The organism is Microcoleus sp. Z1_A1 (assembly GCF_036700305.1).
GTDB lineage: Bacteria > Cyanobacteriota > Cyanobacteriia > Cyanobacteriales > Microcoleaceae > Microcoleus.
Map to the genome: position 1 here is coordinate 58,889 of NZ_JAUBOR010000015.1, position 14,529 is coordinate 73,417.

Annotated in this window: 16 protein-coding genes; 10 read left to right on the top strand and 6 right to left on the bottom strand. The window is 45.2% G+C overall.

Going from position 1 to position 14,529, the window contains the following annotated elements:
• The 6 genes from QT973_RS12515 to QT973_RS12540 all read left to right on the top strand — a co-directional run.
• Positions 1 to 255 (top strand): hypothetical protein (locus QT973_RS12515; protein WP_333391433.1); only part of this gene is annotated, 255 nt, incomplete at its 5' end.
• A gap of 7 nt (positions 256 to 262) precedes the next feature.
• Complete coding sequence (pyrH, locus tag QT973_RS12520) at positions 263 to 991, top strand: UMP kinase (protein WP_333076369.1); 729 nt, start codon at positions 263 to 265, stop codon at positions 989 to 991.
• Positions 978 to 1,526, top strand: a complete 549-nt coding sequence (frr, locus tag QT973_RS12525) for a ribosome recycling factor (protein WP_333056539.1) — start codon at positions 978 to 980, stop codon at positions 1,524 to 1,526. The genes pyrH and frr overlap by 14 nt, the downstream gene beginning before the upstream one ends.
• Before the next feature lie 172 nt (positions 1,527 to 1,698).
• A complete protein-coding gene (locus tag QT973_RS12530) occupies positions 1,699 to 1,959 on the top strand; it encodes a hypothetical protein (protein WP_333056540.1) in 261 nt (86 codons plus the stop codon).
• Positions 1,960 to 2,209: 250 nt separating this feature from the next.
• Positions 2,210 to 2,662: an NADAR family protein gene (locus tag QT973_RS12535; protein WP_333056541.1), complete on the top strand. Its 453-nt coding sequence runs from the start codon at positions 2,210 to 2,212 to the stop codon at positions 2,660 to 2,662.
• A 370-nt stretch (positions 2,663 to 3,032) separates the two neighbouring features.
• On the top strand, positions 3,033 to 6,038 hold the full coding sequence (locus QT973_RS12540; protein ID WP_333056543.1) for a GAF domain-containing protein: 3,006 nt from the start codon (positions 3,033 to 3,035) through the stop codon (positions 6,036 to 6,038).
• Between the two features lie 82 nt (positions 6,039 to 6,120).
• Here QT973_RS12540 and QT973_RS12545 read toward each other — a convergent pair whose 3' ends face one another.
• The 5 genes from QT973_RS12545 to QT973_RS12565 form a co-directional block, all read right to left on the bottom strand.
• A complete protein-coding gene (locus QT973_RS12545; protein ID WP_333233560.1) occupies positions 6,121 to 6,639 on the bottom strand; it encodes a DUF4276 family protein in 519 nt (172 codons plus the stop codon).
• A 90-nt stretch (positions 6,640 to 6,729) separates the two neighbouring features.
• Entirely contained in the window at positions 6,730 to 7,878 is a 1,149-nt protein-coding gene (locus QT973_RS12550) for an AAA family ATPase (RefSeq protein WP_333391435.1), read from the bottom strand.
• Positions 7,879 to 8,051: 173 nt separating this feature from the next.
• Complete coding sequence (locus tag QT973_RS12555; protein WP_333209155.1) at positions 8,052 to 8,828, bottom strand: pentapeptide repeat-containing protein; 777 nt, start codon at positions 8,826 to 8,828, stop codon at positions 8,052 to 8,054.
• 412 nt (positions 8,829 to 9,240) lie between these two features.
• Entirely contained in the window at positions 9,241 to 9,885 is a 645-nt protein-coding gene (locus tag QT973_RS12560; protein ID WP_333056817.1) for a pentapeptide repeat-containing protein, read from the bottom strand.
• 400 nt (positions 9,886 to 10,285) lie between these two features.
• Positions 10,286 to 10,408, bottom strand: coding sequence for a hypothetical protein (locus QT973_RS12565; protein ID WP_333056816.1), 123 nt, complete (start codon positions 10,406 to 10,408; stop codon positions 10,286 to 10,288).
• Between the two features lie 434 nt (positions 10,409 to 10,842).
• Between QT973_RS12565 and QT973_RS12570 the strand changes: the two genes are divergently transcribed.
• Positions 10,843 to 11,280, top strand: a complete 438-nt coding sequence (locus tag QT973_RS12570; protein ID WP_333056815.1) for a helix-turn-helix domain-containing protein — start codon at positions 10,843 to 10,845, stop codon at positions 11,278 to 11,280.
• A gap of 297 nt (positions 11,281 to 11,577) precedes the next feature.
• Here the strand turns inward: QT973_RS12570 and QT973_RS12575 are convergent, their stop codons facing one another.
• Positions 11,578 to 11,934 (bottom strand): metal-sensitive transcriptional regulator, encoded by a 357-nt coding sequence (locus QT973_RS12575; protein ID WP_333056814.1) that lies wholly within the window; start codon positions 11,932 to 11,934, stop codon positions 11,578 to 11,580.
• Between the two features lie 284 nt (positions 11,935 to 12,218).
• On the opposite strand from QT973_RS12575, the gene QT973_RS12580 reads away from it, so the two are divergent.
• The 3 genes from QT973_RS12580 (at position 12,219) to QT973_RS12590 (ending at position 14,388) form a co-directional block, all read left to right on the top strand.
• Complete coding sequence (locus tag QT973_RS12580) at positions 12,219 to 13,463, top strand: HhoA/HhoB/HtrA family serine endopeptidase (RefSeq protein ID WP_333391437.1); 1,245 nt, start codon at positions 12,219 to 12,221, stop codon at positions 13,461 to 13,463.
• 147 nt (positions 13,464 to 13,610) lie between these two features.
• The gene (locus tag QT973_RS12585; protein WP_333374732.1) at positions 13,611 to 13,934 is read left to right on the top strand and encodes a hypothetical protein; all 324 of its coding nucleotides are present in this window, start codon (positions 13,611 to 13,613) and stop codon (positions 13,932 to 13,934) included.
• Between the two features lie 145 nt (positions 13,935 to 14,079).
• Positions 14,080 to 14,388: a hypothetical protein gene (locus QT973_RS12590; protein WP_333374730.1), complete on the top strand. Its 309-nt coding sequence runs from the start codon at positions 14,080 to 14,082 to the stop codon at positions 14,386 to 14,388.
• Positions 14,389 to 14,529 lie beyond the last annotated feature (141 nt).

Sequence of the window (14,529 nt, forward strand, 5' to 3'; positions counted from 1 at the left end):
TGCCTGTTCACCGGCGCATTCACTGAGAAAAAATCAATCCGGTTGTGGAACAGGCATCTTGCCTGTTCACCGGCGCATTCACTGAGAAAAAATCAATCCGGTTGTGGAACAGGCATCTTGCCTGTTCACCGGCGCAGCCGAAGCCACAAACAAATTCTCTGGCAGCACAAGCAGGATGCCTGTTCCGGGCAATTGATGTTCAAAATGCACCCATACTGCTATCTTATGGTGGAGGCAAAAAGAGTAAAAAAATAGTGGCGGCATGGGGATGGTATATCAGCGAGTTTTGCTGAAGCTCAGCGGTGAAGCGCTGATGGGCAGCTTGGGCTACGGCATCGATCCGATAGTCGTTCAGTCGATCGCCCAAGAAGTGGCCAAAGTCGTGTCCCAAGGCATTCAAATCGCGATTGTTGTCGGTGGCGGCAACATTTTTCGCGGGGTGAAAGCTGCTTCGGCAGGGATGGATCGGGCAACTGCTGATTATGTGGGCATGATTGCTACGGTGATGAATGCTATCACTTTGCAGGATGCCCTGGAACAAGCAGGAGTGCCAACGCGGGTGCAATCGGCGATCGCCATGCAAGAAGTAGCTGAACCCTACATCCGGCGGCGGGCGATTCGCCACCTAGAAAAAAAACGAGTAGTGATTTTTGGTGCCGGTTCTGGCAACCCTTTTTTTACTACTGATACTACAGCCGCTTTGCGGGCGGCTGAAATTGATGCAGAGGTGATTTTTAAAGCTACTAAGGTAGATGGGGTGTACGATTCCGACCCCCACCTCAACCCCAACGCGCGCAGGTATCAAACCCTCACCTATGCCCACGTCTTGAATCAAGATTTGCGGGTGATGGACAGTACGGCGATCGCCCTTTGCAAAGAAAATAATATTCCTATTATGGTATTTGACCTCTCGGTGTCGGGCAACATCTACCGAGCTGTAATGGGAGAATCTATTGGAACTCTTGTCGGAGGTTTTTGTGAAGTTAGCTGAAGCAGAAGATCATATGCAAAAGGCAGTTGAGGCTACTCAACGGTCTTTTAATACTATTCGGACGGGACGGGCCAACGCCTCCCTCCTCGATCGAGTCATGGTAGACTACTACGGCTCTCCAACTCCGATCAAATCCCTTGCCAATATCGGCACCCCGGATGCGACTACGATCACCATTCAACCGTTCGATCGTACAGCGCTGACCTCGATCGAAAAAGCAATTTCCCTGTCCGATGTAGGACTCGTTCCCAACAACGACGGTTCAGTTATTCGCTTGAACATTCCGCCGCTGACAAGCGACAGACGCCAAGAATTTGTCAAAATGGCCAGTAAGTTTGCTGAAGAAGGTAAAGTTGCAATTCGCAATATCCGCCGCGATGCCGTTGACTCGATTCGCAAGCAGGAAAAAAGCAGCGATATCTCTAAAGATGAATCCCGCGACTTGCAAGATAAAATTCAAAAGCTGACGGACAAGTACGTTGCCAAAATAGAAGAAGTTCTGGCAGCCAAAGAGAAAGATATCACGACTGTTTAGGGAATGGGAAATTGGGCATGGGGAATAGGAAGAGTTTTGAGATTGTTCAGAGCCGGCCGCGAACAACGAGCAGACGCTTAATCATTTGTGAGTTGTGAGTTAAAAACTCAAGATTTCACACTCATTAACTTACCCATTCCTCCTGCCCCATTGACCAATCACCCATTACCAGTTGTCCGGTGAAGGAATTCGTCCTGCCATTTTTAGTGGATTTAAGGCTGCTGAGGCGCTCGATCGAGCTCTTGGATGTGCCGACGACGCTAAGGAGCCTTACACTCAATCGATCGCCCAAGAATGGAACACTCATCTGATTTGGGCCAGTCGCTTGGCTAGAGCATTCTATCAGTTTACAGGAGCTGCTTACAGAGCGGGCGTCAAATTGCCGATGACTACTCAGTTGATGAGCAAAATTTTGTGTGGCGAACTGCGTTAGGCCGATATCGCTAACCGCGCTCTTAAAAAGCTGATGCCGTTTTAGAACGAAGGAAGTTCAGCAACGGATTTAACGCATGGATTTTGAGGGAAGAAAAAAGAGAGAATCTTCTTAAATCCCAATTCCTTATTCTCAATTCCTCATTCCCAATAGCGGTAAGGTGCGCCCCTAAGCACCCTAGATAATTGGATTTTGCGTAAATCCTGTAAAATTTAAAATCTAAAATCTAAAATCTAAAATCTAAAATCAAATGATAATTTATTTTTATAAAGTAGAGGAGCCTTATGGCTGCTTTTCTAATTTTTCACTACACGACATTTCTCTGCACGGTCAATATTGGTTGACGGTGGAACATTACTATCAAGCCCAAAAATTTGTCAGCACCGATCAAAGATTAGTGGCGGCGATTCAAGCCGTAGCAACTCCTCAAGAAGCCGCTAAATTAGGTCGCGATCCCAACCACCGGATTCGCGCTGATTGGGAAGCCGTGAAAATTCCCATTATGCGCGAAGCAGTTTTAACTAAGTTTCTCACTCATACAGACATTCAAGCGATTCTTCTTGCCACAGGGGATCGAGTAATTGTAGAGGATTCGCCAACGGATTACTACTGGGGGTGTGGCTGCGACCGAACCGGTCAAAATCATTTGGGTAAAATTCTGATGAGCGTGCGCCAAGAAATTAGTCAGCACCAAGGGCGCTGATAGAAACTCAAATTCTTTCGTTAATTATCATTATATGAAGTTCTACAACAAATGTCAAGTTATCCTAACAATGAAGAATTCTCCTAGTGAGAGTGTAAGATTGCGAGAAATTTATAAGAGCATTAAAATAATAATTATTATTTGCTTAAGTCGCTCTGCCTGTTGAAGGCAAGGATTAAACTGGCGCGATCGCAGATTTTACTTACCCCAGCCCACCAGAGGCGATACACCGTCGTCTCTGACAAGTGCGCGACGGATTAATTGTACAGATCGGTTGAGTCAAAAACTCAGGGTGAGGCATTTGAGTTTCAACGCTCCAAGAGCACATCAAAACTTCTTATTATCATTGTATAAGTACAAAAGGAGATTTATGCAACTCAGAGAAAATACGCAAGAATTACATTATAAACTAGACAGAGAAGTTTTGATACGGCGGATAACAGAACGCATTCGCCAATCTCTAGAATTAGAAGATATTTTAACCAGTACGGTAGCAGAAGTGCGGTCTTTTTTGAAAACAGATCGCATTATGATTTACAGGTTTAGTGCCGACGGCAGTGGAGAAGTTGTTGCTGAGTCACTTAATAACAACCATCTCCCTTCCTTGAAAGGACTGCACTTTCCAGCAGACGACATTCCCGCCAGCGCCAGGGAGATGTATCTCACTTTGCGCCAGCGGACAATAATAGATGTTAACTCAGGGACGATCGTCCTGAGTCCCCTCGATGCAGCAGACACCGGTCAACCCTTAATAAAAGAGGAGATGCACTACCGATCGCTCGATCCTTGCCACACCGCTTACCTGATCGCAATGGGAGTGCAATCATCCTTAGTCGTGCCGATAGTGCACCGCCGGATCGTCTCGGAAAACAGCAAAACAGATATCTGCCAAGCCGCGACGTGTCTGACTCGATACGAGCCAGGAAATAATCAAAAAATTCACATCGAACTGTGGGGACTTTTAGTGTCTCACCACTGTGCGCCCCTCAATATTTCACCAGCAGATTTAGAAGTAGTTCAGCTCGTATCGGATCAATTGTCTAGCGCTATCGCCCACGCCCTCCTCCTCCAGCAAACCCGCTCTCAAGCGGCCCGCGAAGCTACCGTGAGCCGCATAGCAGCCCTGTTGTACGGTCACGTCAACATTCAACTGCAACAGGGTTTAGAAGCCACCGTCACCGCTTTGGGTGGCAGCGGTGGCAGACTCTATCTCAACCAGCCGAAAATCAACGGTGAAAAATTATCCCCTCCCAAGATAGAAGGAGGATTGCCAATTGCCCCGGCCCACAGTGATGCTACCTTTGAACTGTTCACCACAGGAGAACAACCGACACTTCCCAACTGGGAAAAAGTTAAGGCGATCGAAGCTCATGCCCTCTGGCAGGAATGGCTAACCAAAGGATTCAAAAATACCGAAGAATTTCCCAAATTTCCAATTTTTACTAATTCTCAATTCCCAGTTTTGATAATTACCGACTTATACAAAGAACCTCTATTTAGAGTTTTAGTTCCCGCTTTCCAATCTACTAAAATTCGGGGTTTGTTGGTAATTCCCCTCCACTACAAACAACAAGTAGTTGGCTGTTTGACCATTTTTCGCAATGCAATAGATACCGAAAAAATGTGGGCGGGGCGCTTTGACACCAGCGCTGCACAAACCCTTCCCCGACAATCATTTGAACTTTGGCGAGAAATAAAAAAAGGTCAGTCGCCAGAGTGGAAGTACGAAGAAATTGAGCAAGCTTTAGCTATAGGCAGCCAATTTTGTTCGGCAATTGGGCAGTACGTTCTTTATAAAGAAGTGCAAACTCTGAATGCCAACTTGGAGCGCCAAGTTCAAGAACGCACCGCCCAATTGCAAAAATCCTTGGACTTTGCCAAAGTATTGACGCGAGTTAGAGACCAGATTCGCAGCACCTTAGATTTAAAAATCATACTGCAAACTATTGTGCGAGAAGTCAGAGTTTTGTTGGATACCGATCGCACGGTAATCTACCAATTTGCGGCCGACAAACAGGGCGAGGTAGTTGTCGAAGCTGTTTGCGGCGAGTGGCGGTCAATTTTAGGTATCACATCTCCACAAGGATGCTTTCCCGAAGGCTCAGACTGCTTTTATCGAGCCGGACGGGTGCGAGCAATTAATGATATTTATACTGAGGATTTAACACCCTGTCACCGCGAATTTTTGGAAGAGTTGCAGGTGAGAGCAAGTTTAATTGTACCCATGATGGGCAAAGATTCCCAATTGTGGGGGTTGCTGATTGCCCATGAGTGTTCGGGGCCGAGAGTTTGGCAAACAGCAGAACAGGAATTGGTGCAACATTTAGCGGCTCAAGCTGCGATCGCCATTCACCAAGCAGAACTTTATCAAGAAAGTCTCAATGCAGCAACTGCCGATCGATTAAAAGCCGAACAGCTAGCTAAAACCCTCACAGAATTGCACAATACCCAAGCCCAACTGATTCAAACCGAAAAAATGTCCAGTCTCGGACAACTCCTGGCCGGAGTCGCCCACGAAATCAATAACCCCGTTAACTTTATCTACGGTAATCTGTCCCACGCCAGCGAATACACCAAAGATTTACTCTGCTTGGTGGAACTCTACCGCCAGCACTACCCCAATCCCAACCCAGAAATTAGCGAGTGCTCCGAAGCAATAGACATCGAATTTCTTGCCGAAGATTTGCCAAAAATTTTGGGTTCCATGACAGTCGGAGTTGAGCGCATTCGCCAGTTAGTGGTATCTTTGCGTAATTTTTCCAGGATCGATCAAGCCGAGAAAAAAGCCGTTGACATTCACGAGGGCATCGACAGTACCCTGTTGATTTTGCAGCACCGGATCAAAGCCAATTCTGAGCACAACACCGTAGAAATCATTAAAGAATATGGCAAGTTGCCCTTAGTTGAATGCTATGCCAGCTCGCTCAATCAGGTATTTATGAATCTGATCGGTAATTCCCTCGACGCCCTAGAACTGAGAAAAAAAGAGGGAGTTATGAATCTTCCCTTTAAAGCAGCAAATGCAGCCGCGACGCATTTAAGCTCCCAAATACTGCCTATCGAGTCAGGAGATATAAAGGCCACCACCGAGTGTTTGATTCCTAATTTTCCATCTCCTTGCATTCGGATTCGCACTGAATTAATCAATGAAAAAATGGTAGGAATTTGCATTGCCGACAATGGTCACGGCATCCCCAAAGAGTTAATCTCTCACATATTTAATCCCTTTTTTACTACTAAACCGGTCGGTCGCGGCACGGGTTTAGGACTGTCTATCAGTTACCAAATTGTTGTTGAGAAACACCAAGGCGTACTTAAATGTGTTTCTGTACCCGGTCATGGTACAGAATTCTGGATCGAGATTCCGCTGAATTAAGTAGAACAACCTAAAAAAACTGAACACCCAGATACCCGGCTTCTTTGAGAATTCGGGTAATTAACAGCGATCGCGTTTTACGTCAAGAAATTATTTTCTCTTCATCGCAGAGAGAGATAATTCGATTCACAAAAGCTTTTAGCTCTGGACAAGCTTGAATCGCAATCATCAAATCGTTTTTTTCCAAAATAGCCTTTCCATCAATCACTTTGTTATAGTCTCTTTTGCATTGTCCCAAGCTAAAAATTTCCTTAATCCAATAGGAAGGTGGCTTTTGGTGATTCACGGTTTCAGGCAAACCGCTAGGAGCAGAACGGTTGTGTTTCGCTCGCTTCTGGATAGTTGTCCAGTAGGGAAGAAGCCATGCTTCAAAATCATGTAATGCTGTGTGAGGATAGAAGTTTGGGTTTTTATCTACCCATGTCATCATTTTCTCTTTAGCATCATTGGCATCTTTAAAGTCCGGCTTTCCCGTATAAACGTCTGTAAGTGCAATTACAGCATCATAGCCATCATTATCGAGGAAATTTTCAACAATAACCTTGAGTTTCTTTTCCTTGGGAATTCCACCATGTTGGGGTTTAAAGTCGAGTCTGGGCATTTTTTGCTTGCTCTAAACGACTTTGGAGAAACTTACGAAGCTTCTCTTTAAATGCCACTTCAGTAGCACCTTCAACCAAAATAGCAATTCTCATGGACGGCCACCCATCACATTCATTTCCCAAAGCTGGTCAAGAGTATAATCTTCTAACCATTTATTCAGGTTAAAAGTGTCACCCCACCTCATTTTTGCCTCCCCTTCTTCCAAATCGCAGACCAAAACCTCGCTTGGATCGAGAAATCTGATGAGTCTATCTGAGTGTGTGGCAACTATCAGTTGAGTGTGTTTTGAAGCTTCTCTCATTAGATAAACTAAGTGTCTTAAGAGTTCCGGGTGTAGGCTAACTTCGGGTTCATCTAACAACGTAATAGTTGTTAAAGTTTGACTTTGCAGCAGCGCAACCAACCAGAGGAAACGCAGCGTTCCTTCTGATAGCTCATGGACATAGAAAGGCTCAGAAAAATTTCTATCTGTCCAAGTCATAGACATAGTTCCTGCGGCAACCGGAGGAAAGTTTAATCGCTCGAAATCTGGAAAGGCAGCAGAAATGATATTTTCAACCATTTCAAAACGGTCACGATCGGTTTCCCGAAGGTCATAAAGACAGGAAACGAGGTTTTCACCGCTTGCTCCAGGCAACTTTGCAGGGCGCATTGCTTGAGGTAGACGGATTGGACTTTTCTCGGAAACATCGAGTGCTCCATAATATGTGCAAGAAGCAAGGCTCTTTCTCAGGTTCTCTGGTTCGCGATACATTTTAGGAACTTGAGAAAGGGATGTTTCAAGAGGATTATGCTCCCAACTCGGTCTAACAAATCCTCTGCTTTCTTCTTGAGAATATTTAATATCCAAACCTTGTGATTCAATATACTTGAATGGTTCAGCTCTGTTGGGATTTCTCTGCTGTGTTAAAGATTCGTCTCTAACTTCATAAGATAAACCTTTAGGTGACAATGTTAAGCTGTACTTCAAAGGTTGTTCCTTTGGCACTTGCAGTGAAATTTCAATTTCAAGTTCTTGTACTTTACCTCTTGTCAAAATTTCATTCAAGCCGCCTTTAAGTTGTAATAAATTCTGTAAATTTCCAATTGCTGAAGCGGCTAGTATTGAAAGGACATCTAAAAAAGAAGTTTTTCCTGCTCCGTTTGCACCAATCATGACGATGAGATTTCTCATCTCAAGCTCAATATTTTGAAGACGCCGAAAACCCCTTACGGATATATTTTCAAATCTATTCATATTCTGTCCTTAAATAGTGAAACTAGCCTAGACACATATATTGAGACTAGGCTAAGTATACCTGCCTTACAGACATTAGGGGTTTAGTAAAGCCAGATGGGTGTAAGAAACGCTCTACATCGCTTGGGTTGGCGCAGCATGAAAAGTCGTTGGAGCAGGCCGTTCACAAGTCTTTAAGGCAAGATTAGCTTCACCAGAACAGAACCGATCGACCCCAGAAGACTCATAAAGTCGCCGCGGCTGGAAGTGCGGGGTTCCGTTGGCTTTTGGCGTGCCACAATGGCTTCGCCTAACTGCTTTGACAACTCCTCACCTTGGGGATTTCCTTGATCTGCAAAGAGTTTGTTTGCTATTGCAGCGTCTTGAGCCGCACCGGCGAACTCTCCCAAGTCAGCGCGAGACATACTGCGTGCAAAATAAACTGCTGCTAAATCCGATTTCAGATTCAGGGCTTGATTGTAATAATCAATGGCGTTTCTGTAGTTTCCTGCTTGAGCTTCCAGCACTCCCAACCGATAGAAGTCTTCAGCGGTGCCAATATTGGTTGGCATTCCTCTAACTCCGAGCAGTTGCGCGTTAGTTAAATTGGCGTTGAGCAAATTGGCGTCGCTGAGATAGGCACTTCTCAAGTCAGCACCGCTGAGGTTCGCACCGCTGAGGTTTGCCCCTGTCAGGTTGACGCCAAACAGGCTAGTGCCGCTGAGGTTGGCACCGCTGAGGTCAGCCCCCGCGAGGTTGGCTCGACTGAGGTTAGCCAACCTCAAGTCAGCACCTTTGAGATTGGCTCCTGTTAAATTGGCTAAAACCAAGCCAGCACTGCTGAGGTCGCAGTTGGGGCACTGTCGGGTGGCTAGTAATTGTTGCGTGTGTTGGATGTTCTCGGCGGGTGCAGGAGCGATCGGGGCGATCGCGCTCAGCAGCGTTGCAGCAGCGAGGATTCTGAGTTTCATTTTAACCGTCCCAAATCCAAAATATTAAATCTAAAATAGCTTTTATCGAAGCAATTGAAAATCACCATAACACAAGTTCACCCAACAAATCTTTTGACTTGCCGTATGTAGGAGTTCTGAGCGCCATCAGCAGCCTAGATTGAAGTTCTCGGCCTTACCTGAGTGTCAATCGATTTTAGATTTTAGATTTTAGATTTTAGATTTTAGAATTGAAGCATTGACTTGCGCGAGAGAAATACGTTCGGCAAGTTTCTCGGATACAGGTTTTTTATTTCTGGACGGATGAATCACGTGGCGGGTATCATGGATGCTTTCGGTCAAATAAAGATTTCGCTGCCAATAAATTAGGGTAATGAATTACTCATTACCCTTTAGCCGCTGTTCTCGGCAACCATAAAAATTAACCAATAAATTAGTCGTGAATCGTGCCGTCGGGCATCGTTGTACCCTTAAGATATACTCCGCTCAGGTTGACTTTTGTAAGGTTTGCTCCCAACAGGTTTGCTCCGCTTAAGTCGGACGCACTTAAAATCGCTTCAGTCAAGTCGGCCCTAATTAGACTCGCCCCCATTAAGTCGGCTCCGCTAAGGTCTACTTTACTCAAGTTTGCGCCAATTAAATCGCATTCTGTGAGCACCGCCCTACGCAAGTTTACTCCGTAAAAATTTACTCCGTGCAAGTCTGCACGGCTGAGTGTTGCCCGAGATATATTCGCTCCAATTAAAGTTGCTTGGATCAGAGAAGCTCCGCTCAAGTCTGCTTTACTGAGATTTGCTCCCATCAACTCAGCTCGATTCAGGTTAGCTTCAAGTAAAAGTGCTTCTGTGAGGTCTGCTCCACCTAAGTCTGCTTTGCTCAAATTAATCTTGCACAAATTGGCTTTGCCAAAGTTGACTCTGTTGAGTTTGGCTTTGCTGAGATTGGCTCCAATCAGGTCGGCTTCATACAGATTGGCTCCAATCAATTCTGCTTCGTAGAGGTAGACCTCGTGCAGGTAGACCCCACTAAAATTTCTTTCTCCTATTGCATATAGCTTGAGCAGTTCGTCAACGTTCATTGTGGCTTCTCTACACCTTTTAAATGAAGAATACTGTCAGCAAGCTGGTTACACCGGATGTTCTGCAATTTTAGATTCTGAAATATTCACACCTAGGGTGAAACTTCCCTGAATCTATAAGGTTTTAGGTGGAAAGTCCGATCGAACTCATAACTTTTTGTGGCTAGTTGAGCTTACTGAGTGCTTGTGTGACCTAAATCACAAAACAATGTTAGTAGTATCACATAGAGGTTCCGCTTTCGATCACAGCAGACGGGCAAAAATAGCCGATACTTATACTGTAATGCTGAGAAATTGACAATGCCACCCTCGTCGTGTTTTACTCAATTGGCGATAAAGCCAGTAGTTTCACGGATAGTAGCCCGCTTGCTGTGAAAGTAGGTTGCAACGTCACTCGGCCCTACCCGCTCTGACCGATGAGAGTGCTGATATCTAAGGATTTTTCGCACTGCGAAAGCCAAAAATGCACTTCGGGGACGAGGGGAATGTCTGTATAAAAATGCGATCGCTGGTGTACAGACATTCGCTTGTTTGCTAGCACCTAATGACTGAAAATCGCCCATACGTTCGCAAAAAATACCAATAAATACCAGGAAAACCATGATTGATGTTTAACAATAAAAGAATAAATGGTATTCCTTAAGAGTCACCTATTGCCGCTAATGTTACAGTCGATCGGTTAACGGCTATCAGTATTAGCAATGACGCTTGTCCATCAAATACAAAACTGACCCAGAAACAGGGTGTTTTACCAAAAAAATCGTTGCAACCTTGCTCCAGGTTAAAATAATCAGGTTTCTGATCGTCTGAGTGCATCCAGGAAGGAAAAAGTTGAATGAGTACGATCGCTTTTGTATTGCTTCAGGGCAAACAAAAGGTCAGCATTTAGGATAGGAGCAGCTTTTGCTCCCTTGTCAAACAAAGGTATTGTAGAACGCGAATCGTGAGGTAATTGATATGGCTGGAGTATGTAAACTTAGCATCACAGAGACAAGTGAAGAGCTAAAAAACCTGTTAACTGAACAAAAAACAGCAAGTGGCTTTCAAAAAATTCAAGCACTTTACCTGTTCAAAATTTGTCATGTTAAGACAGTTAAAGAATTGGCAATGACGATCGGGGTAAATCGAATTACAGTGCAGCGGTGGCTGAGAAAGTACCGATCTGACGGACTCGAAGGACTCCTCGAAACAAAGCACAGCGGTGGCCGTAAGCCGGCCATTCCACCTCTTGCCCGCGCTAGTTTGGCAATGCGCCTCAGCGACCCCCAGAAAGGCTTTAAAAGCTATGGAGAAATTCAAGAGTGGTTGCAGCAGGAATACAGCATTGAGGCTTCCTATAAAGCAGTTTATGCAACAGTCAGATATCACCTAAAAGCCAAGCTGACGAAAGTCTAGACAGTTCATACCACGTCGGATTAAGCACCGATTATCTAATGGTTAACCGTCAGCTTTTGAATATCTTGAGGAGTTGCGTCATCACGACAAACCGGACTAATTCTTTTTTAACAAAACTCGCTCTCCTAAACTGCGAAGCATATAAATTATATGTTGTGGCAATGGGGGTGAAGGGGAGAAAATTTGATGCTTTTCCCGCGTTTGTGAAAGATGCTTAAAAAATTAGCCAGAAAGAATAACTTGCAAGTTTTGTCTAACTTGCAGGTTTTGTTATATGGATGTAAAAATTGGCAGCGGCTAAGGCAAAAACCGATCCAAAGCGGCTTTCAACTCTTCGATTTCCGTATCGATATTGCCTTCTTTCGCGGCTCTGGCGATGCACTCAGTTAAGTGTTCGTCAAGAATGATTCTCGCTACGCGATCGAGCGCGCCTCGAACCGCAGCAACTTGCACCAGAACTTCGGGACAGGGACGGTTTTCTTGCACCATTGTTTTAATGCCGCGGACGTGTCCCTCAATCCGAGACAAGCGATTTACCAGCCGCCGCCTCGATTCTTCATCGTGATGGTGAGGGTGGACTGATTTATCGTCGTGATGGTGGTGGTGGGAATTTGAGGGCAAGGATTTGTCAGTAGAAGTATCAGATAGAATCATTGGGGTTATACCATTTTAGATTTTAGATTTTAGATTTTAGATTGGGAATGAGTGATTTGGTAATGGTTGGGCCCACGGGCCTAGAGTTGCATTCTTTTTTTGAAACTGGTATTACTAGGGAATTTTTTAAAGTTAGAATTCAGAATAGGGTGAGTTGGTGCGGGCTCGTGACTCATGTATTGTAACTGTCAAAATATATTTAGGATCTTCATAGTGACAGATTATTGAGTCCGCACGATCGCACACCCTTACCAGACTAACCCAGACTAACAAAGATTGACGCTATGCGACTATTTAAGTTTTTTCGGCCCGCACCTCGAACCGGTGATCGTTGGTTGGCCCTAATTTTAGCAATGACGATCGCCCTGAGTGCGTTAGCAATCAATCCTGCACCCGCTACCGCCGCGACGTTCACAAATCCGCCCAACTTACACTTCCAGAGTTTCCTAGCCACCGCCGCGAATCCGCAACTGTTAGCGCTGCGGAGTCCTGAACTCCCAGGGGATACCGGCAGTTTTGTGACTGCTGCAGTCGATCGAGTCGGGCCAGCAGTTGTTCGTATTGATACCGAGCGCACTGTCAGTCGCAACATCGATCCCTTAATGGAAGACCCCTTCTTCCGCAGATTTTTGGGAGAAGATTTACGCAGCTTGACCCCCAGACAAGAACGCTTACGCGGTCAAGGTTCCGGCTTCATTATTGACAAAAGCGGGATTGTTTTAACCAACGCTCACGTAGTTGACAAAGCCGATCGAGTCACTGTCACCTTAAACGACGGCAGAACATTTCCAGGAGAAGTCCAAGGTACTGACGAAATAACAGATTTGGCAGTTGTCAAAATTAATACCAAGCAATTAAACCTGCCGACGGCCACCTTGGGAGATTCCGACGCGGTGAAAGTAGGAGATTGGGCGATCGCCGTGGGCAACCCCCTGGGATTTGACAACACCGTCACCTTGGGCATTATCAGCACCCTCAAACGATCCAGTGCAGCCGTCGGCATTCCCGACAAGCGGCTCGATTTCATTCAAACCGACGCGGCCATCAATCCCGGCAATTCCGGTGGCCCGCTGTTAAACAGCAGAGGAGAAGTGATTGGCATCAACACGGCGATTCGAGCCGATGCAATGGGTATTGGGTTTGCGATTCCGATCGACAAAGCCAAGGCCATCTACGCGCAGTTAGCCAAGGGAGAACAAGTCAGCCATCCGTTTTTGGGGATTCAGATGATTGCTTTGACTCCTGAAATGGCCAGAGAGAATAATTCTGACCCCAATGCTCCTTTGATTGTCCCGGAAGTTAACGGAGTTTTAGTGATGCGAGTTGTGCCCAACACCCCTGCGGAGAAAGCAGGGATTCGCAAAGGGGATGTGATAGTTCAAATTGACGGTGAAGGAGTGACTGAGGCGGAACAGTTGCAAAATTTGGTGGAAAACAGCCAAATCGGTCAAATTCTCAAACTGAAGGTGCGCCGTGGTGCCCAGATTAAAGAAGTAGCCGTTCAAACTGCTCAATTGCAAGATTTTTAGAAGTGAAGAGGAAGGGGTAAAACTGTTAAAAAACCTTTCCTTCTTCCTTCTTCCTTCTTCCCTCGGACTGACATCCGTTACATCCGTTACATCAGTTACATCCGTTACATCAGTTACACAATCCGTTGCCGAACTTCCTTCCTCTATATGACACGAGTTCAACTTGCCTATCCCAAAATTCCCGATAGTAAAAATTGCCCTAACGAACAATGTGTAGCTTTTGAGAAGTACGATGGCACTAATTTGCATTGGTTTTGGGAAGTTGAACTTGGTTGGTATGCTTTTGGTACGCGCCGCAGTAGATTTGATTTGGATGAGATGGGAATTGCAGAATTTATTGCTGCACATCCAGGTTTAGAAGCAGCACCTGAAATATTTAAAAGAGAGTTTGCTAGTCCCTTAGAGTTTATTTTTCGAGAGAACGAACAGTATCACTCGGCTGAAATTACGGTGTTTAGGAGCGCGAATTAAATAACTTACAATTTTAATTGTTATTGTGGGATGGGCGTCCCGCCCGTCATGAGTGGACGGGCGGGACGCCCATCCCACTTTCATTGTGGAAGTTATTTAATTCTCATTCCTTACAGAGTTTTTTGGTGCTAGCTCGTTTGCGGGCATGCACCAAAAGGACGATCGCAAACAACTGGTACTTTTTGATGTGGAAACCGATCGCGGTATGGTTATTCCCGATCGGTTTATTCAGGATTTTGGTAAATTAAATATTGCGCGAGTGATTTATCGCGGCAAACTGACGGGAAAGTTTATGGATGATATTCGCCACGGAAAATACGGTGTAGATGAAGGTGTTGTGTGCAAGGGAGGCAGCAATGCTAATAATCTGTGGATGGTGAAGATTAAGACTGATGCGTATATGCAGAGATTACAGGAAGTTTTTAAGGATGATTGGGAAAATTACTGGGAGTAATATCAATCTGATAGATATACTGTCACAAGCCAAAGTGGGAGATATCGGCAACACCCTTGGATTTGACAAGACCGTTGCGTAACTCATCAGGAATTAAAGTATATTGGTCGTAAGCTGTGGAGCATTTAAAGCACTAACGAG

Excerpts from the sequence above, each read along its gene's own strand:
- QT973_RS12590 (WP_333374730.1), top strand. The coding sequence starts at position 14,080 with ATGCACCAAAAGGACGATCGCAAACAACTGGTACTTTTTGATGTGGAA.
- QT973_RS12570 (WP_333056815.1), top strand. The coding sequence starts at position 10,843 with ATGGCTGGAGTATGTAAACTTAGCATCACAGAGACAAGTGAAGAGCTA.
- QT973_RS12560 (WP_333056817.1), bottom strand. The coding sequence starts at position 9,885 with ATGAACGTTGACGAACTGCTCAAGCTATATGCAATAGGAGAAAGAAAT.
- QT973_RS12555 (WP_333209155.1), bottom strand. The coding sequence starts at position 8,828 with ATGAAACTCAGAATCCTCGCTGCTGCAACGCTGCTGAGCGCGATCGCC.
- QT973_RS12565 (WP_333056816.1), bottom strand. The coding sequence starts at position 10,408 with ATGTCTGTACACCAGCGATCGCATTTTTATACAGACATTCCCCTCGTC.
- QT973_RS12585 (WP_333374732.1), top strand. The coding sequence starts at position 13,611 with ATGACACGAGTTCAACTTGCCTATCCCAAAATTCCCGATAGTAAAAAT.
- QT973_RS12580 (WP_333391437.1), top strand. The coding sequence starts at position 12,219 with ATGCGACTATTTAAGTTTTTTCGGCCCGCACCTCGAACCGGTGATCGT.
- QT973_RS12550 (WP_333391435.1), bottom strand. The coding sequence starts at position 7,878 with ATGAATAGATTTGAAAATATATCCGTAAGGGGTTTTCGGCGTCTTCAA.
- QT973_RS12545 (WP_333233560.1), bottom strand. The coding sequence starts at position 6,639 with ATGCCCAGACTCGACTTTAAACCCCAACATGGTGGAATTCCCAAGGAA.
- QT973_RS12540 (WP_333056543.1), top strand. The coding sequence starts at position 3,033 with ATGCAACTCAGAGAAAATACGCAAGAATTACATTATAAACTAGACAGA.
- QT973_RS12535 (WP_333056541.1), top strand. The coding sequence starts at position 2,210 with ATGATAATTTATTTTTATAAAGTAGAGGAGCCTTATGGCTGCTTTTCT.
- QT973_RS12575 (WP_333056814.1), bottom strand. The coding sequence starts at position 11,934 with ATGATTCTATCTGATACTTCTACTGACAAATCCTTGCCCTCAAATTCC.
- pyrH (WP_333076369.1), top strand. The coding sequence starts at position 263 with ATGGGGATGGTATATCAGCGAGTTTTGCTGAAGCTCAGCGGTGAAGCG.